Here is a 19,559-nt window from a genome sequence, read left to right as displayed (position 1 = left end):
ACTACATATATGCACTAGCTTTATGCAGATACAGTAACACATTCCACTTATATAATGGAAAGGCCAGAAAATTAGTAATTGCATAAAGGTCTACGGTGAAAGTAATTCGAGTGAATTCACGAGAATCTTTTTTTAAGATTTTACTGCTTAAATATTGAATAAATAAATTCTATTTTCCGCAATCAAAAAAAAAAATCATTTATAAATTTTATTCAAAGATTATAAACGATTTTTTTAGTCAACATATTTATTTGCAAAGATATCAAGGAATAAGAATGACAGAATAAATAACCATATCTAATTATTCAAAAAAAAAGGGAAAATTCCAAATAGAAATATTGAAATCTCTATTTGGAAATAATTCTAAATATTTTTGGTGGCGGAACTGATCAGCAGCTCCTTATTTTCCATTAAAAATTCTTCAACAGTTTTTGCAGGTCTACCCAGAATATACGGAATATCATTTTGAACCATCGACATATATGACATTCTGCCATCCAACATTTGTTTGACAAATTCTACGTTGGCGCTTGCGTACCATTTGTCTGCACCGTTCGAAATCCAGTCTTCGATCAGTTCCCTGAATTCTTCAAGCCCTTTTTCCTTACATTTAATATCAAGTCCTGTGACTTTGCTCATCAGCTCGGCAATTTCTTTTCCATTGTAGCTCTCCACACTCAGCCAATAATCTTTACCTGCATGCCGATCAGGATCATCTAGCAGAACTTTTGCAGCAACTGCAGCAATATCACTTGCCGCGACATAGCCTACTCTACGGTCTTTCCAATAGGTGGTGTAGGTTAGATTCTTTGGAAGGTAAGCACCCGTTAAGGCTTCCATAAACATATTGGGATGAAGGTGTGTCCACGCGACACCACTAGCTTCAATGTATTTTTCGATCATCTGGTGCCATGCAAAGTGGGAATCTGTAGTATCCCATTCGGCAAAAACACCTACGTGTACAATATGACCTACGCCAGCTTTTTTAGCAGCGTCCACCAAAGTTTTACTTTGCGTAAGCATACCAACGGTGTAACCTGTGAGTAAAAAAACCTGGTCTACCCCTGCGAGTGCCAAAGCAAACGTAGTAGGATCATCCAAATCAAGAAATCTGCAATCTTTGCCTTCGCTACGCAGCCTGTCTACTTCTGCCTTTTTTCTCGAAGTTATCCGTATGTTGACGGATTTTTCCTCAAGTTCTTTAACTACCTGCTTCCCGATTGTTCCGCTGGCTCCCAGGACCAGAATCGTGGGATTTTGACTATTATTCATTTGAGCTGTATTTAAGTTAATCTGTGATAGCTGACAAAACTAAGGGTCTAGCTTAATCATTTGTAGTAAAGATGCTGACTGGAATATTATTTTTAGTAGCATTTGAGTATGGGCAAACCTGATGCGCACGCTCAGTAAGACGATTTGCTTCTTCAAGAGAAACATTCGAAATATTAACGGCAAGCTCCACAGCCAATCCAAAAGCTCCACCATCTAAAGGGCCGATCGAGACTTTTGCCGTAACTGTGGTTTCTCCTGTTTCTACTTTTTCCAGACGAATGGTGTGGTTAAGCGCACTGTCAAAACATGCTGCATAACCGGCTGCGAACAGCTGCTCCGGATTGGTGTACTCATCGTTAGCACCGCCCATTGCTTTTGGTGCTCTCACCTGTAGATCTAGAACTCCGTTATCACTTACTACCTGTCCATTTCTTCCACCAGTTGCGGTGACTTGTGCTGTATACAAAATTTTCATTATTACGTATTTTAATTATTGATTTAATTCTTTCCTTTCTGTTGCAAACGGTTACCTGCTAAAATTTCTTCGTAAGTCGGCCAAGAATCTTTACTTCTCAAACCGTCCATGATAGAATCTCTTATGCCAGGAGCTTTTCCTTTTTCAGCGCTTTCCAATGCTTTTTTTAATTCTGCTTCTTCGAGTTCAGTACAATAAGCCGGAGTTCCCGGTTGTTGTCTCCAAGATTCAGCCAATGTGCCACCATCAACGGTGTCAAAACCTGTAATATCAACTATTTGAGTTACAACCTTCTTATGCTCATCATTATCTCCCGCTATAGAAATAGCTATTCTCCCTTCTGTCCTGGCTGCTGTGCCCTTATGTTTCAATGTACCTTCCAGAATATTGTTGAACACTTTAACAAGCGGTCGGTCTAATATGCCTGAAATATATTCGCTTTCCGTGATCTCCTCCAACTCTGCGATGTTGCCATCTCTGAAAGGATAATAATTTGATGTATCCATCACCACCACATCCTGAGGCACCTCTTTTAATAAATCTGTTGGCAGATCTTTATACGCATTGAAAGGCATAGAAAAGATGATGGCATCAACATCTTTTACCACATCCTGTAGTGTTGCGGCTTTTGCGCCCAAACCGGCTGCAATTTTTTCCAATTCAGGCATTGCCCGTGTGTTGGTCACTTTTACATTGTGCCCGGCTTTAGATAATTTCTTTGCCAAAAGACTTCCTATGGCTCCAGTTCCAACAATTCCTATTTTCATATTCTTAAATTTTATAATTAATAATTTTCTGTTTTAAACCCGTGGGTCAATTCCATATTGTTCAGGGGCACCGATATGTTCCCTTAATGTTGTGCCTTCATAGTCTTTGTGGAAAAGTCCACGTTCCTGTAAAATCGGAACTACTTCATCTACGAAAGCATCAATTCCATCATCCAGTACGTCGGGCGAGATCCAAAAACCATCGCAGGCTCCGGCCTCAAACCACGCCTGCATGTGATCGGCTGCCTCAATACCAGGTCCCACGATGGAGGGATGGTAATCAATGATCCCATGTGCAATGACATCCTTCAGACTCCAGCCTTCCTTTGCAATTTTAAGAGCGATGGCAGAACGTGGATCATAAGGAGAAGGGCGTGCTGCCTCCAATTGCTTCTGCGAAAGAGGTTCGTTTAAATCGTTACCATCCAGTCTGATACCAAGCATCTGCTGAAGATACGCTATGCGCTGTGGGAGAAGGTGTCCCATGAGCTGCAACCGACGGTCAAGTGCTGTTCGACGGTCTTTAACAATGGTGGTCATCATTCCTGCGATAAACTTGATCTCATCAGGATCTCGTCCATACTTCTTTGCTGACTCACGAAATGCGTTACGCTGTTGTATGCTGTCTTCAATTGTGAACGCAGCGCCTATCACTACGTTTGCAAACCTTCCTGCGAACTCGTGGGCATTGGGACTTCCGCCGGCATGAAAGACAATTGGCTGTCCCTGTTCCGAGGGTGGAATGTATAGTGTTCCCCTGGCATTAATATAATTGCCTTTTAAACTGACTGTAGCAATCTCATCGTACTTTGCAAATTGACCGCTTTGCTGATTATGTACCCATGCATCTTTTCCCCAACTTCCCCAAAATGCCTGAACCAATTGAACCACTTCATGAGCTCTACCATAACGGTCTCTGCTGGATGGAATGGTTTGTCCGTAGATCGCTGCCACATCATTACTGGTGGAAGTAATGGCATTCCAGCCCGCTCTTCCGTGGCTCATAATATCGAGTGCCTTAAACTGTTTCGCCAATGTATATGGGGCATTGAAAGTGGTCGAACCTGTAGCGACCAGGCCGATCCGTTTGGTTTCCCTTGCAACGGCCGCCAAGGTCATCATTACATCGAGATTGAAGTTGGGCGCTTCGGTTTCAAGAAGAGAAGAATCATCAGTAAAAGGACCATCCGGCAGGAATATGAACTGAAACTTACCTCTTTCAGCGACCTGTGCGTGTCTCACGCGGGCATCATAACTGGTGTAGTCTGTTGGATCAATACCTGGTGTACGCCATGCGCCCGGTTGAAAGCCGTAACCATTGCCGGAAGTCAGGCCGATGATCATCTTTCTATTCTTTCTATTTTCCATTCTCAAACTATTTATTATTGATGAAAAATGACATTGCTGGAAATCGGATCTCTTCCTAACTTAAATGAATTACCTGGTGAATTGGGATCGGCGTAGCCAAATGAAATTCCAAACAGCATTTTGAATTCTTCAGGCACATTTAAGATTTCCCTTATAGTTCCTGCGAAAAAGCCGAGTGCTGTCTGCGGGATGCCTGCAAGACCATGAGCGGTAAGGGATAACAAAAAGGTCTGTCCATACATTCCTATATCACCTCCCACACGTACATTATCACCAAATGAGGGCATAAATGGTATTGCAACATGTGGCGCATTGAAGAAAGTATAGTTCCTGTCTGCAATTTCTTTTCGACCTTCTTTATCTTCACGTTGTACATCAAACGCCTCATACATGGTCTGGCCAAGGTTAAAATACCGCTCTTTGTATTGGCCATGATAATCATGAACGTCGAAACTAAAATCCGGAGAAAATCTTCCTGCTTTATTTTCTCTTACCAAAGACTCGGACAATTCTCTTAATTTATTTCCTGAAATGATATGTGTTTCCCAGGGCTGAGTGTTGCAGTTTGAGGGTGAATATTTTGCATCATCCAGTAAAGAAGTAATGATATTTTCTGCTACGGGTGTATCTAAAAATCCGCGGCAAGATTTTCTTGATCTTAATACTTCTTTAAATGTCAAATTGCTATGCTGAATGTCTTCTGTCATATTTCTATCCATAATCCAAGATGTTTTTTTTTAATCCTTATACAAAGTTCCGACAAAATTGCTTTACTTTGTATAGTTCTTTCCTCAAGGAAAGTGAATTTTTTATTAAACTGATATTATGGCAGTAAAACGAGGTTACAACAATTGCATTGACACGATAAAACCGGTACGTGATTTTTTAGATGTAATGAGCGGAAAGTGGAAGTTTCCTATACTCGTATCTATAGGGGTAGGGAATGACAGGTTTACTGATATTCAGGACAGCATTCCGGGAATCACACCCAAAGTTTTAGCGAAAGAATTAAAAGAATTAGAACAGCATGAGCTGATAAAGAGAACAATTACGAATGATTATCCGGTAAAAATAACTTATACAAGAGAACTTTATGCAGATACATTGACGCCGATAATTTATGCTATGAAAGACTGGGGAATTAACCATCGTGAAAAAGTTTTTGGTGCCAAAGAGGAAGATAATGGTTAATATTATATGAAGAATGTTTTGTTTCTATTCTATTGTTATAAATATTCAAGACATAAAATCAACTGTTGGAATAACAATGTTTTTTCCGATCGTCTTCTAAGACTACTTCTAAAATTTGTTACTCTATTAAATGTCAATCTGCTTTTTCGTACACCTCAATCTCTACAATACCTAGCGAACGGTTTGCTTTTTTACCTTCCTGCAATTCTTTCTTTCCGGTAATTTCCACAACGCCGCCAAATGCATCTTTTTCCGCCACATCGCCCATCAATTCTACCTTTACAGCTTTGCCTTTGGTAGGAACTGCAAATGGGATCGAGAAATATCCCAAAGTCTTCGGCGTCATCCCTTGATACACGACTTTACCATCCACAGAAATTTTAATAGGATAACTTTTGTTTCGCCAGGAAACCAGTTTCATTTCAACTTCACTGATTAATGCCTCTTTCTTCAAAGTGTAGGTAATAAAAGCTTTAGAGATATCGCCTTGGCTTTCCCATTGATTCAATTCATTATCGTCAAAACTAAATTTTGCTTTCTCCTGATTGCTTCCCGCTTCAGCTTTTTCAATTTCTACCGACTTTCTTGAAATTTTATAAGATGGTGTTGAAGGTGTTTTGCCTCTCGAAAGATTCGCTGCTTGGAAATCCCCACTTTTGTAAGCCGACAAACCATCTTTCTCATCGATTTGAATGGAATTAAATTTAATCTCATCCGAAATCAATCCTTCTGCTTTTGCCTTGAGAGAAATCTCTCCTTTCTCAAGCGTTGAACGAACCAGAACGCGATTAATCCCGCTTTCTACCGGAAGATTTTTTGAAAGAATATAATTATCTTTTCCTTTTGCAATTCCGCCGCGCCATTCTGCAGGACCATTTAACTCAAATGAAATTAAATTATTGGCTAGCGGACAGCGATTGCCTTGCTCATCAACAACTTCCACTTCTACCAGCACCAAATCTGCCGCGTCTGCTTTGAAACCATCTGCAGCATTCCATTTTTTTAATTTAATCGAGTGTGGTTTCCCTGCGGTCTGAATTTTATCACGGCTCAATTCCTTATTTTGATTATTATAGCTAACGGCTTCAATCTTTCCGGGTTGGAATTTAATATTCTTAAAAGTAAACCAAAATCCATCTGATTTTTCGCCAAAGCCATACGATTTTCCATTAATGAAAAGTTCTACATTTTCGCCACTTGAAACCACGAAAACATCTTTTTGAGTATTCGCAGGATAATTCCAGTGTCCTACGATGTGCGTTCGGTAATTTTCAACATCTACCCAACCGTCCCACATCACCTGATGGGCAAAAAAACCATCTTTGGGAATCCGCATCGCATCTACTTCGCCGCTTCTTCTGTAATTTTCAACGCCGCGGTAATGCGTGTTGGTATCGGAAAAAATAATATTGACACCACCCGAACTTACTCTGTCTCCGGTTCCAGGGCGAACTCTGTAATAGTCATACCATCGGGTTACGGTTTCTTTGGTAAAAGTATCCTGGTTTCGGTTATAGACTTGAGCGTCTTCTCTTTTTTCCACTTTATTGGTTACAGTGGATCTATAATAGGAAGTTCCGTCACCATCTTTGTGGTAAGGATAAGAATAGTCATTCCAATATTTTCTGAGCGCTTCGTCTCTGCAATATTCCGTTGCCCACATAGGAATATCAGCCGATTTGTTGATGTAAAGCATTTCTCCGCCATATTCTGCAATTTCGCTGTCAAGCATTTCACGTGAACCAATGGCTCTTCCGCCAAATGGATCGTATTGATTTCGAATGGCTTTCATTTCAGCCATATGTTCTTCCGAAATAGATTCGTTTCCGGATTCGTAGAAAACAATGCTCGGATTATTTCTGTTGTAAATAATCGCATCACGCATTAACAAAGTTCTCTGTTGCCAACGTCTGTCTGAGACATCTTTTTCGGCATCACCTGCGGGCATAGCCTGCATCAATCCTACTCTATCGCAGCTTTCTACATCTTGTTTCCAAGGCGTCACGTGCATCCAGCGAACGAGATTGGCATTACTTTCCACCATCAGTTTATTGGAGAAATCACTCAGCCAAGCCGGAACAGACATGCCAACTGCCGGCCATTCATTGCTGGTTCGCTGAGCATACCCTTTCAACTGAATCACGCGGTCATTGAGGTAAACCATTCCTTTTTCAAATTTCGTTTTTCTAAATCCTGTTTTGGTCTGGACTCGGTCAACTAATTTATTATTGACATATAAATCTGTGTAAACGGTATATAAGTAACCAAAACCCCAACTCCAAAATTCCAAATCATTGACCTGAGCTTCTGCTTTTAAAATCGTTTTTTGTCCGGGTAAAATTTTGGTTTCAGTACCTTTTATGGTCTTTACGACTTTCCCCTTTTGATCTTTGACGACTGTTTCAAATCTGACATCTTTAGGTTCAGAAAACTCATTAAACACTTCAGATTCTGCGTGAATAACTGCAGATTTATTTTTAATATCAAAATCTTTCGCATAGATATAAGTTCCGGTAGTTCCGAGATTGGAATAAAGCGGAAGCGTCTGATAGACTTTTTCTTTAATGTATAAATTGACATTTTTAGGAATTCCACCATAATTGGCGTTGAAATTTTTGTCATTCCACTGATAGCCTTGTCCGGTTGCCTTTTCCTTATACTTCCAGGAATTATCTATCCGGGCAGAAAAAACATTGTCTTCATTTCCAAATTTCGCAAATTCAGAAATATCCAGACCGAATGCCATTACGCCATTTTCGTGAATCCCAACCGATTGTCCGTTGATAAAGAATTCACCACCGAAACGAATGCCTTCAAACTCTAAGAAAATCTTTTTTCCTTTTGCCTGTTTTGGAAGTTTAAAATGCTTTCTGTACCAAACAATAGACGTTGATAAGCTGTCAATCGCCACTTTAAAGGCTTCATCTTCATTGAACGCGTGCGGAAGCGTTACTTTTTTCCAGTTTTCATCTTTGAACGAAATTGCTTTTCCGTCATTCACATCGCCCACATTCAGCAACCATTGACTGTTGAAATTATATTTTTGAATTTCGGGGTCAAATTTTATTTGTGCACAAAGCTGTGATGATACACTCAAAATCATTAAAAATAAGATTGAGAATTTGATTGAAAAGTATTTCATATCGAAGATTTATTTAATTAAAAACTATTGCGGATTCCCAGCTCCAAACCACGTAGCTCTGCCAAACCGCGAAGTCTGCCGATTGCACTGTAACCGGGATTCGATTTTTTCGCTAAGTCGTCAAGCATTTGATGTCCGTGATCCGGTCGCATTGATAATTGATAATCGGTTCTTCCGGAAATCAGTCTTTTTTTCTGCTCATTCAGCAAGGCTTTTACAACGCCATACATATCAACATCGCCTGCAAGATGGTCGGCTTCAAAGAAATTTCCGTCCTCGTCTCTTTTTGTCGAACGGAGATGAATGAAATTGATTCTATCACCTAATCTTTCAATCATTCCCACCAAATCATTATCTGGCCGAACAACGAAAGAGCCTGTACAGAAACAGAGTCCGTTGTAAATAGAATCGACTGTCTGAATAATTTCCATAGCGTCAGATTCTGTGCTGACAATCCTTGGCAAACCTAAAATCGGAAACGGTGGATCATCGGGATGGATTGCCATTAACACTTGATTTTCTGCTGCGACAGGAATAATTTCTTTTAAAAATGATTTCAAATTGTCACGCAATCCCTGTTCTCCAATTTCCGAATATTCATTGATCAGGTCATTGAATTTATCCAATTGATAACCTTCTTCAGCACCGGGAAGTCCGGCAATGATGTTGTTGGAAAGTTGCGTTTTGTAAGTTTCAGACATTTGTTCAAATAACGCCTGAGCTTTCTCTATCTGTACTGAGTTGTAATAGCTTTCTGCATTTTTCCGTTTTAAAATAAACAATTCAAAAACTGCAAATTCCAGTTGGTCAAAACGAAGTGCTTTGCTGCCGTCGGGAAGTTCAAATTTCAAATCGGTGCGTGTCCAATCCAAAATCGGCATAAAATTATAGCAAATCGTATTGATGCCACACTGCGCCAAATTTCGAATGGACTGCTGATAATTTTCTATATAAAGTTCGTAATTGCCTTTCCTTTTTTTGATATCTTCGTGCACGGGAACATTTTCTACGACTTCCCAAGTCAATCCGCTTTCCTCAATGATTTTTTTTCTTTTCTGAATCTCATCAACACTCCAGACCTCTCCGTTCGGAATATGATGTAATGCTGTCACGATGCCCGTTGCTCCCGCCATTTTGATGTACGAAAGAGAAACCGGATCCTGCGGGCCAAACCATCTCCAGGTTTGCGTCATCCCTAAATTTTTGTGATTAAACGACTCCATAAGCAGTAAATTCTCCGTCAACCGGAACTGTTATACCTGTGATAAAATTTGCTATGGCTGCTTTAGCTGCGATGTATGCAGGAATTTTGGTCAACGGATGAAGCGCTGCCACGGAAGAAATATTGACAATTGAACAATCTTTTCTGCCGACCATGTCCTTGGCAAAAACCTGAATGGGTAAAAGTGTTCCCATATAATTCAGATCCATCACAAATCGAATAGATTCTCCAGTCAATGAAAAAAAATCTTTGTCCACCGATTTTTCGATATCAAAAACTTCGTGTGCAGTAACACTGTCGGGATGATTTCCGCCTGCGCCATTAATTAAAATATCTGTCTTCCCGAATTTTTCATTAATTAAACCATGTGCTTCTTTGAGAGAATCCAAGTTGGTAACGTCGGCCCCTAAGCCCATTGCAATGCCACCATCAGCAATAATTTGATCCGCCAAATTCTGGTCTTTAGCTTCATCTCTTCCCAGGATGACAACTTTGGCGCCTTGTTTTGCAAAAGCTTTGCTGAAACCAGAGCCTAAGACTCCGGCACCGCCTGTAATGACTATTATTTTATTATTGAAATTACTACTCATAATATTTATTTTAAGTAAACTCCTTTTAGACTGATGTATTTATAATGAATCTTTTTATTACACATAGTTATGGGTATCAGGGCTATGTAATAGAACGAAATGACAGTTCGAGGACTCACAGCCTAAACTCTAAAAAAATCTGTTTACCTGTAAAGTTTTCTATAAAACTACTTCCATTTTTGTACGTCTAATAGGTTTCGCTACGGAAATATATCTCTCAAATATTACCGACTAATTCAAGTAGGATTAACTTTTAGTAAGAACATGAAAATTAGCAAGATGTTATTATTTGCGCATCTTGTAGTGTCATGGCAATAAATTTAACATACAATCAATAAGCTAAAATTTATACTAGATCGTTATTTTTTTTTAAGATGACGACTTTATCTAATACTAAATTCTAAACTTTTTAAGCTTTCGGCTTTTGAGCTACCTCCTATTTCTAATGTATAAATTCCAACTTGTATATCCATTTCATTTAATTCCGCATTCCAAGATTTAAGATCTTTTGCTTCCAGGAGAAAATCTACTTTTTCAGACTTTCCTGCCGATATAAATATTTTTTTTACGGCTCGAAGTTCTCTGTTTGGCCCATTGTGATCATCTTTTTTCTTAAGATACAGCTGAACAGTTTCTGTTCCATCGACCTTACTTTTATTTTTTACAAGCACTGAAAGTTGCAGTGATTGACCTCTCTTAATCCTGTTTTTATCCGCTTTGATCTTTCCATACTTAAATGAGCTATAGCTGAGACCATGTCCGAAAACAAACAAGGGATCAGTTCTCAAGTATCGGTACGTTCTCCCTTCCATATCATAGTTTTCAAAATCTGGAAGCTGCGAACTGTTCTTGTAAAAAGTTATTGGTAAATGGCCTGAGGGATTGTAATCTCCAAATAATATATCAGCTACTGCAGTTCCTCCTTCCTGGCCGGGATACCAGGCCTGTATTACTGCAGCACTCATATTAGCAATATAATCTAAAGCGATCGCTGATCCTGAACAATTGATATAAATGATCTGCTTACCTGTTTTTTCTAAGGCATTCAGTAGGCTCTTCTGCGTCTGAGGGAGTTCGATATCTGTTCTGTCGCCTCTTTTAAAACCAGGAAAATCAACCCCCATTTCTTCACCTTCCAAAGAAGGTGATATTCCGCCCACAAAAACAATAACATCCGCATCACTGACTTTTTGAAGTGATTTTTGGAAATCTGACTTTCTTTGGAAACCGATGTCAAAATTCAATTGAGCATCACCACTGTGATAAGCAAAATCAATTTCAATCTGATACTTTTTTCCTTTTTCAACAAGGAACTGATAATTAACTTTCTTAGGACCGTGACCGGTTTTCGTACTGACAACAATTTTTCCGTCAATCTTTAAATCAACTTTTCCATTGACATACATTTGAATAGAAGCCTCCCCAGATTCTGCTGGCTCGAAAAACGTGTTATATTCTGCAGAAAAATCTTTCAGTTGAACTCCCTGAGCAAAAACAGTGTCACCTGAAGTACAGAGTGAAAATGGATGATCAAGCTGTTGAAGGACAGTATCTCCGTTTTTTGAAATGTTGTTCCAGTATTTTGCAGACATTCCCTTTTTGCCCTCGCTTTTACAGTAAGCAAATGCACTGTCAAAAACATAATCCTCAACGAGTCCGCAACCTTGTTCGTAAATGATATTGGAGTTCTTCCCAACAGAATTTTTAATACCTTGTAAAATCGTGACCGTGTTTTTAGGCGTGCCATTATAGTTTCCCCATTGCATGATTGAATCATTAGCATTTGGCCCCATCACTGCGATTTTGATTCCATCCTTTTTTAAAGGAAGAATATTATTTCTGTTTTGTAAAAGCACTATGGATTTTTGGGCAGCTTCCAACGCAATGGCAGCATGCTTTTGAGAAGCAATAACATCAGGATTTATTCTCGTCCATTCTACATCGGACGCTCTATCCATTTCTCCAAGTTTGAATCTTGCCAAGAGTAATCTTTTTACAGAGATATCGATTGCACTTTCAGAGATATCGCCATCTTTCATCGCTTTCATAAGGCTTTTGTAGCTCGAGCCACATTCTAAATCTGTACCGCTTAATACTGCTGCGGCTGAAGCTTTAGCTGCATCTGTATGGGTGTTGTGTGCACTCTCTTTATAGAAGTCGGCAATTGCGCCACAGTCTGAGACGACAATCCCTTGAAAGCCCCATTTTTTTCGGAGAATCTGCATTAAAAGCTGATCATTCCCACAACAGGGTTCTCCTTCAAATCGATTATAAGCGCACATCACTTCTTGGACGTTGCCTTCTTTAACTAAAGCCTCGAAAGCCGGAAGATATGTTTCGTAAAGATCACGTGTTTTAATATTCTTCGCATTAAAAGAATGTCGGTTCCACTCAGGACCGGAATGAACGGCAAAATGTTTCGCACAAGCGTGCACTTTATCATATTTTGACTTTTTCAGATCTCCTGAACCCTGAAGACCTCTTACAGCAGCTACTCCTAAAAGACTGGTAAGAAAAGGATCCTCACCATAGGTTTCAATTCCTCTACCCCATCTTGGATCTCGGAAAATATTAATTGTAGGAGTCCACATTGTTAAGCCTTGATATCGTTCATAACTTCCCTGTCTTGAAAAAATAGTGTGCTTAGCTCTTGCCTCATCTGAAACTGCCGAAAAGACTTTATAGATTAATTCTTTATCAAAAGTTGCAGACATCCCTATAGGTTGAGGAAAAACTGTTGCCTGACCCGCTCTCGCAACACCATGCAATGCCTCATTCCACCAATTGTACTTTTTAATCCCCAACCTTTTTACAGGTTGTGACGAGTCCATCATCAGGCTTATTTTTTCTTCAATAGTTAATCTGGACAGTAAATCATCAGCTCGTTTTTCAAATGATAAATTGTTATCCTGATATGGATAAATTTGGGAATGTAGTGTTACTGATAAAAAAACTGTAAAGGACAGAATACCTTTTTTTAAATTTAAAAACTCGAAAGAATGTTTTAACCAACTTGAATATTGATGTAGCATATTTTTGATTATTATACTGCAAAGTACAATAATTAGGGATATAATGGTGTCAAGAATTTCTGCTCAACATGGAATTTACTATTTTTTAAAAAAGATAAGAATTAACTTAATGTGATCGTTTTGTGAGATTTTATTTGATTAATCATAAACTTTTGCAGCTTGGCGATCAGGCAAAAATGATTTCAGCTTACTAATAGATTTTTTGCGGATCAAAAATAAATTGATACGTGTATGTAAATTCTTCGATAAACTGTTTGGAATATTCTGACTTGAATTTTTCTACAACTTCCTCAAAGTCACCAAGTTCAGTCTCTACTCTATTATGCCATTTTGAAGCTTCGATAACTTTCCACAGCCCATCGTAAACTTGAATGTATTCTTTTTTATCATCTCCATCATACCATTTTATAAGACTTCCTCCAACATTACAACAAACAATTTTTTTGTCTATCATTATCAACCAACTAAATTCCGGAGCAATCAAAACAGTATAACTTGAACCATGAATCGCAACCAGCCCCCATTGTCCGGTTGATAATTTGCCCATAAAATAATCTCCATTCCAAGAATGGGTATCTATATGTTCTGAAAAATAGTCAGATGAGTGATCGTCATACTCCCATGAATAGTCACCCATGAAAATTTTGTAAAATTCATCAGCAATTAATGGCGAGATATAATCGTAAATTGGAGGAATTATTTCATGTCCCGATATATGAATAATTCCCCACTTTTTTTTACCATCTTTATAGTTGAAATAGCGAACATTATTATTTTTTGAATCAACGATTTTGGTAATTTCAAGTTTTTCTAGAGAATTGTTTTTTGCGCTAAATACTTCCCCGCTTTTTAACTGAAAAATTGCATATTCTAATTCTTTCGAAAAAAATAAGTTATCATAAAGATCAATTGGGTTTTCCATAATGATTATTTTTATTTAAAATCAGGTCAATGGTTAATAGTTAAAGATCGTTTTTTTATTTTATCAATCGATCACTTTCGACGCTTTGCGACGGTGCACATTTCGAAGCCTAAACTTCGTCATTGGCAAGTCATTATTTTTCACTAAGAATTTGCTGTAATATCAATGCAGTTGCTTTTGCATCGTCTAATGCTCTATGAAATTTAAAATCCTGTTTTACATTCATCTTTTCTAAAACCCTTTCCAGCGAAATTCCAGATGTTGAGATATTTTTTTTTGCTAACCAAAAAACACCTAGTGCTCTGATGTCAAAACCTCCACCAACAAAATATTTATTATAGTCAAGTCCAAATTCATTAAATTCTTTCCGCAGAAGCGGTAAGTCGTAGTATAATCCCCAACCCGCTAATGTTGATTTATTTTTTTCTCCGTACCAATCTAAAAAAAGCAGGATTGCTTCATCAAAATACTTTTCATTTTCAACCATTTCATTGGAAATATTTGTGATTTCTGTAATTTCCGGTAGGATTGGAAAATGCTTTGGTTTTATTAAAATTGAGAATTCACTTTTAATTTCAAATGTCTTCTTGTCTAATTTTACAGCGCCTATTTCTATTATATTAGTTTCATTTATTTCATTTTGTCCAAAAGTTTTGCAACTTCCTTCTAAATCATAAATAACTAAATCACTTGAAAATTTCATTTTGTAGCCTTTATATTATTTTTCAAAATTATAATCTTACTACGCAATCTATTAACGCATATTATTGTTTTGCGAGATTAGTTGTTTTCTAAAATTTGATGACTTTTACAAAAATCAAAATCTGGTTCAATTAACCAATCTTTACGAACTTCTATATCATCAAATGAGATAGATTCCCACGTCTTTAATGTTTTCTTTGGCAGCTTAGCTTATTCAAAATATCTTTTAAAGTATCTTCTTTACTTTCTTTAGGATGTATTTTGAAATCGGTAGTAACAAAACCAAATTCATTATGACAAGAAATTTTTGCTGTGATTTTAGTGTTTTTCATCGTTTATTCAGATTTTGTTTTATGTATAAATAACTTCCGGCGCTTGGATATGTTGTGAACTTAAGAACTTATTATTTTAAATAAAGATCAATTTCTTGCGAAACGCACACGTAATTTCACCACAAAATTCGCAATCTCACCAAACTCATGTTACCTGCCCGCATTATTTTTCCTTTTAAATTCTGGTGTACATAAATTGCCTGTAGCTCCACTAACATAATTCAAGACAATATTTTCTTTATAAAACATACTCATACAGTCATCGGAATATTCTTTTTGTTGCTCAACGGTTAAATTTTTGTCAAATACCATAAAACTTAATAGTGCCATTCTACTAAAACCGTATTCGATCTCCACTGGTTTTCTATTGCAGATTCCAATGCAGTTTGCTTTATCAAGCTTCTCATATAATTTGCTGAATGTATCTCTAGTCCAGTTCAGTTTACTCTTACCGAACATGTTCTCTTTATTAGTTTGAAAAATGTTTGAGTATGCAATGGGAGAAAATGAAATATTCAAGTATATCATTGTCTTATTTTTTCGGACATTTGAGTGTTGGTCAATTAAAATCTATGAAATATACTATTCGATCAAAAAAATTCTTTGCAGTGACTTTGTCTGTTGCTTATCTGGCTTTGGTCTTTTCCTGCTCTGCAAGCAGATCACAGGATATTATTCGTCTTACAACAGATCCGTTATATGTGGAAATTGAAAAATCAGGACAAGAGCTTACTGTAAAAAATAATGTTCCCGGAGCCGCAGTAGCTTTGATCCGGGATGGAAAGATCGCCTGGATACAATCGATCGGTTATGCGGATCTTGCAAGCAAAAAACCTGTAACTTCTGAAACGATCTTTAATATCGGTTCCATATCCAAGCTGATCTCTGCGTGGGGCTTTATGCAACTCACTGAAAAAGATCTAGTCAAATTAGACGATCCCGTTGATCCAATGCTATCCCGATGGCATCTGCCGGAATCTGACTTTGACAGATCAAAAGTAACATTAAGACGAATCTTAAGTCATACTGCAGGACTTTCTGTTCATGGCTATGGCGGATCAGACCAAGGAACTCTACTGCTAAGCTTGGAAGAATCACTGAACGGGAAAACCAAACGGAATGGCGAAACTGTACATCTTATCAGTGAGCCGGGAACTAAATGGGACTATTCCGGAGGAGGCTTCACAGTAGCACAACTGCTTCTCGAAGAGAAAACCAACCAAAGTTTTACCACATATATGAAAAATAATATCTTCCTACCGCTTGGAATGAAACATAGCAGCTATGAGTGGACAGCAGAAATGATGGCTAATTCAGCAACGGCATACGACGAGAATGGTAATCCTGTAAAAAACCGGATCTTCACTGAAAAAGCAGCGGCAGGACTTCAGACCACTATCAAGGATCTTGCTCATTTCGCAGAGTTGTCAATTACCCGTGATCCAAAACAATTGAATAAAGTTTTGAAACCTGAAACCATCAAGTTAATGGAAGCGCCTGTCCTTCCAAATTCCAATGAAGGCGAAAGTGGTCTTGGATATCGGTTCATGAACTACGAAGGTTTCAGAACCTTAGGACACACGGGCGAAAATGTAGGATGGAGTGCTGCACTATTTTTGGATCTGCCAACAAAGAGCGGTATCATTGTTTTATGTAACGGATCTAATGGTGATCGGGTTTGGTTTCCAATCTACCAGAGCTGGCTAAAAACATTAAAGATGAAAAATGAATTTTCAAAATAGTCCTTGCTAAAATGATTCTTTAGTGAAGTAAGATTATTAAATATAAGAATCAAATTGTTTCACAAAGTCATCCTCAATACGCTGAACTCTATTTGCGGAGGGAGGGTCTGGAATCTCTGACCCCAGATACCATAAAAGTTTTTTTTATGCAGTGACCACGGAATACACTACTGTAGAAAATTCAGATAGCTTCAAAAACAATAGTTATATAAAATTTACAATTGATCATTACAGCTTCAAAGAGATAGTGATTGTCAATGAATATCAAGAGTAACAGATCAGCTTTAACATCAATCTGATAATTTAAGAACAAAATTGCTGTTTTGAATGTAATCACATCAATTTCTGTTTATGGCTACAAACAGATAGGATATGGCTAAATCCTCGTTCCATTGTCGACATACCTTTGCTTCACATTAATATTAAAAAACAGAAGTATGTCATCTCAAAACAAAATTGCAGTCGTTACAGGAGGAAGCCGTGGGCTAGGAAAAAATATGGCAATAAGTCTTGCTAAAAATGGCCTGGATATCGTTTTTACGTACAACAGTCAAAAAGAAGCTGCCGAAGAAGTTGTAAAACAAATTGAAGAACTCGGACAAAAAGGAATTTCATTAAAGCTTGATGTTTCAGATTCTTCCAGTTTCGATGAATTTACAAAAACTTTAACATCAGAATTGCAGTCTCAATTAAATACGGACAGATTTGATTTTCTAGTCAACAACGCCGGATTTATCCATTATGCAGAATTTGAAAATCTTACTGAAGATCAGTTCACGGAAATGGAAAATGTACACCTGAAAGGGCCATTTTTCCTCACCCAAAAGCTGTTGCCTCAGATCAATCCTTTCGGAGGTATCGTCAATGTTTCTTCCGGTCTTACACGTTTCGCCACACCGGGTTTTGCGGCTTATGCAGCATTAAAGGGCGCAATGGAGGTGTTGACAAAATATCAGGCAAAAGAATTGGGAAAAAGAAATATCAGGGTCAATGTTGTAGCTCCCGGCGCAATTGAAACAGATATAATGGGAGGCGCAGTTCGTGATAATGCAGAGATGAATCAATATCTGGCATCACAGACGGCTCTCGGAAGAGTCGGACTTCCTGAAGATATCGGAGGTGTAGTAGCCTTTTTATGCAGCGATGCGGCAGGCTGGATCAATGCGCAGCGTATAGAGATCTCTGGAGGCTCTAATCTTTAGATCTGAAGTAAGTAATAGAATTAGATTTTTGATACTTCAGATGAAAATATTTAAACAATTGCAAAATGGAAAATGAAGCCAATGGGTCAATGGTGAAAGCCTTAACTCAAAGAGAAATAGAAACCATAACAAAATTTTACGGCGCATTTAAAATGAAACAGCCGGAAATACTGGATGAGATCTGTATGCCTGACTGGAGAGATATTCCTCTGGCGCCTGGACAGGAGGATAGTCCAAAAGGTCTGCAGGAGATTATGAAGTATCTTTTCATAGTATGTCCAGATATTGAGATTGTCATCCACGATATTTTCGGGACGCATGAGCGTGCGGCGGTGAGAGCTTCTATGGAATTTACCCATTTTAACGAAATAATGGGAATCCCGCCAACGCACAAAAAAGTATCAATAGCCCTGCACGAATTTCATTATTTAAAAGATGGCAAGCTTACGCATACGTGGCATTTAGAAGATTGGTTTGGACTGCTAATGAAGAGCAGAGCATCTGCAAAGGACCACTAGAATTTCAAAGGAATTTATTCTAATGATATTTTAGAAGAATGAGCCTGAAATTCGCGATCAAAAATTTAAATTTGTATTTATGGAAATAGTTAGGATAAGATCTATCACAGAGTATCATCGGTTCAGAGGCCTTCCCAAGCCCGAACATCCTTTAATTAGCCTGGTTGATTATGCTTTGGTACAATTTCCAGAGGATGAAAAAGCGGTAAATATTGTGATGGATTTTTATTCTATTGCCTTAAAACGTGACATCGGAGCAAAGCTTCACTATGGGCAGCAGATGTATGATTTTGATGAAGGGCTGATGTCTTTTATTGCACCCGGACAGGTTTTACGACTTGAGAAAGAACCTGATACATTGCATAACGGCTCCGGTTATCTTTTACAGATCCACCCGGATTTTTTATGGAATTCACCATTGGCAAAAAACATTAAAAGTTATACATTTTTTGATTATTCTATTAATGAGGCGCTGTTCCTTTCTGATAAAGAAGAAACTATCATTGTCGGCATTCTTGAGAGCATCAGACAGGAATACTATACCAATATTGATAAATTCACTCAGGATCTTATTATCGCTCAGATAGAACTCCTGCTGAAATACTGCGATAGGTATTACAACCGCCAGTTTATCACCAGAAAGATCAGCAGCCATCAAATGCTGACGAAAGTTGAGAATTTTTTAAATTCACATTTCTCATTTGAGGAACAGCAGGAAGGTGGTCTTCTTACGGTAAAGAACGTTGCTGATGCTATGAATGTCTCATCCGATTATTTGAGCAGTATGCTGAAACAGCTGACCGGTAAAAATGTTCAGGAACATATACACCAAAAAATGATCGAAAAAGCGAAAGAGAAATTATCTACCACTGATCTTTCAGTGAGTGAGATCGCATACGAGCTCGGATTTGAACATCCTCAGTCTTTCAGCAAACTTTTCAAGCTGAAAACCAACGTTTCGCCAATGGAGTTTCGGAGATCATTCAATTAAAAAATAAAAGCTTGTGTTCAAATATCGTTGGAATGAAGGAGCTTACATTTTGTTTACTTTGACCATTACTGAAAATTTATATTCTTTTATA

The 19,559-nt window shown here is 38.1% G+C and carries 18 protein-coding genes; 5 read left to right on the top strand and 13 right to left on the bottom strand.

Translation table 11 applies throughout. The annotated features are described in order from the left end of the window. Nucleotides 1-363 precede the first annotated feature (363 nt). From OF897_RS20870 to OF897_RS20850, 5 genes are read right to left on the bottom strand one after another with little or no spacing between them, the layout of a single operon-like run. Nucleotides 364-1,272 carry an NmrA family NAD(P)-binding protein gene (locus tag OF897_RS20870; protein ID WP_267267602.1) on the bottom strand — a complete coding sequence of 303 codons (909 nt, stop codon included), beginning with the start codon at nucleotides 1,270-1,272 and terminating at the stop codon, nucleotides 364-366. Nucleotides 1,273-1,324: 52 nt separating this feature from the next. Continuing rightward, on the bottom strand, nucleotides 1,325-1,747 hold the full coding sequence (locus OF897_RS20865) for an organic hydroperoxide resistance protein (protein WP_267267601.1): 423 nt from the start codon (nucleotides 1,745-1,747) through the stop codon (nucleotides 1,325-1,327). Between the two features lie 23 nt (nucleotides 1,748-1,770). Then, nucleotides 1,771-2,529, bottom strand: coding sequence for an NADPH-dependent F420 reductase (locus OF897_RS20860; RefSeq protein ID WP_267267632.1), 759 nt, complete (start codon nucleotides 2,527-2,529; stop codon nucleotides 1,771-1,773). 18 nt (nucleotides 2,530-2,547) lie between these two features. Then, nucleotides 2,548-3,882 carry an NtaA/DmoA family FMN-dependent monooxygenase gene (locus OF897_RS20855; protein WP_267267600.1) on the bottom strand — a complete coding sequence of 445 codons (1,335 nt, stop codon included), beginning with the start codon at nucleotides 3,880-3,882 and terminating at the stop codon, nucleotides 2,548-2,550. A gap of 14 nt (nucleotides 3,883-3,896) precedes the next feature. Continuing rightward, nucleotides 3,897-4,601, bottom strand: coding sequence for a nitroreductase (locus tag OF897_RS20850; RefSeq protein WP_267267599.1), 705 nt, complete (start codon nucleotides 4,599-4,601; stop codon nucleotides 3,897-3,899). 106 nt (nucleotides 4,602-4,707) lie between these two features. On the opposite strand from OF897_RS20850, the gene OF897_RS20845 reads away from it, so the two are divergent. Next, nucleotides 4,708-5,073: a winged helix-turn-helix transcriptional regulator gene (locus OF897_RS20845; RefSeq protein WP_262152696.1), complete on the top strand. Its 366-nt coding sequence runs from the start codon at nucleotides 4,708-4,710 to the stop codon at nucleotides 5,071-5,073. A 133-nt stretch (nucleotides 5,074-5,206) separates the two neighbouring features. Here the strand turns inward: OF897_RS20845 and OF897_RS20840 are convergent, their stop codons facing one another. The 8 genes from OF897_RS20840 to OF897_RS20805 all read right to left on the bottom strand — a co-directional run bounded on the left by OF897_RS20840 (nucleotide 5,207) and on the right by OF897_RS20805 (nucleotide 15,543). Further along, the gene (locus tag OF897_RS20840; RefSeq protein ID WP_267267598.1) at nucleotides 5,207-8,215 is read right to left on the bottom strand and encodes a DUF4982 domain-containing protein; all 3,009 of its coding nucleotides are present in this window, start codon (nucleotides 8,213-8,215) and stop codon (nucleotides 5,207-5,209) included. A 17-nt stretch (nucleotides 8,216-8,232) separates the two neighbouring features. After that, entirely contained in the window at nucleotides 8,233-9,408 is a 1,176-nt protein-coding gene (uxuA, locus tag OF897_RS20835; RefSeq protein ID WP_267267597.1) for a mannonate dehydratase, read from the bottom strand. 16 nt (nucleotides 9,409-9,424) lie between these two features. After that, on the bottom strand, nucleotides 9,425-10,027 hold the full coding sequence (locus OF897_RS20830) for an SDR family NAD(P)-dependent oxidoreductase (RefSeq protein WP_267267596.1): 603 nt from the start codon (nucleotides 10,025-10,027) through the stop codon (nucleotides 9,425-9,427). Between the two features lie 383 nt (nucleotides 10,028-10,410). Then, a complete protein-coding gene (xyl3A, locus tag OF897_RS20825; RefSeq protein WP_267267595.1) occupies nucleotides 10,411-13,059 on the bottom strand; it encodes a xylan 1,4-beta-xylosidase in 2,649 nt (882 codons plus the stop codon). Nucleotides 13,060-13,249: 190 nt separating this feature from the next. Beyond that, nucleotides 13,250-13,981, bottom strand: a complete 732-nt coding sequence (locus tag OF897_RS20820) for a WG repeat-containing protein (protein ID WP_267267594.1) — start codon at nucleotides 13,979-13,981, stop codon at nucleotides 13,250-13,252. A gap of 133 nt (nucleotides 13,982-14,114) precedes the next feature. Continuing rightward, nucleotides 14,115-14,684, bottom strand: coding sequence for a 3'-5' exonuclease (locus OF897_RS20815; protein ID WP_267267593.1), 570 nt, complete (start codon nucleotides 14,682-14,684; stop codon nucleotides 14,115-14,117). A gap of 184 nt (nucleotides 14,685-14,868) precedes the next feature. Beyond that, nucleotides 14,869-15,015, bottom strand: a complete 147-nt coding sequence (locus tag OF897_RS20810) for a hypothetical protein (RefSeq protein ID WP_267267592.1) — start codon at nucleotides 15,013-15,015, stop codon at nucleotides 14,869-14,871. A gap of 150 nt (nucleotides 15,016-15,165) precedes the next feature. Then, nucleotides 15,166-15,543 (bottom strand): hypothetical protein, encoded by a 378-nt coding sequence (locus OF897_RS20805; RefSeq protein WP_267267591.1) that lies wholly within the window; start codon nucleotides 15,541-15,543, stop codon nucleotides 15,166-15,168. A gap of 44 nt (nucleotides 15,544-15,587) precedes the next feature. Between OF897_RS20805 and OF897_RS20800 the strand changes: the two genes are divergently transcribed. The 4 genes from OF897_RS20800 to OF897_RS20785 all read left to right on the top strand — a co-directional run bounded on the left by OF897_RS20800 (nucleotide 15,588) and on the right by OF897_RS20785 (nucleotide 19,468). Further along, a complete protein-coding gene (locus tag OF897_RS20800) occupies nucleotides 15,588-16,757 on the top strand; it encodes a serine hydrolase domain-containing protein (protein WP_267267590.1) in 1,170 nt (389 codons plus the stop codon). Between the two features lie 437 nt (nucleotides 16,758-17,194). Further along, nucleotides 17,195-17,959 carry an SDR family NAD(P)-dependent oxidoreductase gene (locus tag OF897_RS20795; RefSeq protein ID WP_267267589.1) on the top strand — a complete coding sequence of 255 codons (765 nt, stop codon included), beginning with the start codon at nucleotides 17,195-17,197 and terminating at the stop codon, nucleotides 17,957-17,959. Between the two features lie 65 nt (nucleotides 17,960-18,024). After that, nucleotides 18,025-18,477: an ester cyclase gene (locus OF897_RS20790; protein WP_267267588.1), complete on the top strand. Its 453-nt coding sequence runs from the start codon at nucleotides 18,025-18,027 to the stop codon at nucleotides 18,475-18,477. A gap of 79 nt (nucleotides 18,478-18,556) precedes the next feature. Continuing rightward, a complete protein-coding gene (locus OF897_RS20785; RefSeq protein ID WP_267267587.1) occupies nucleotides 18,557-19,468 on the top strand; it encodes a helix-turn-helix domain-containing protein in 912 nt (303 codons plus the stop codon). The last annotated feature ends 91 nt before the right edge of the window (nucleotides 19,469-19,559 follow it).

Source organism: Chryseobacterium formosum, from assembly GCF_026460885.1.
Classification (GTDB): domain Bacteria; phylum Bacteroidota; class Bacteroidia; order Flavobacteriales; family Weeksellaceae; genus Chryseobacterium; species Chryseobacterium formosus.
This window is presented reverse-complemented; position numbering and strand designations above follow the sequence as displayed.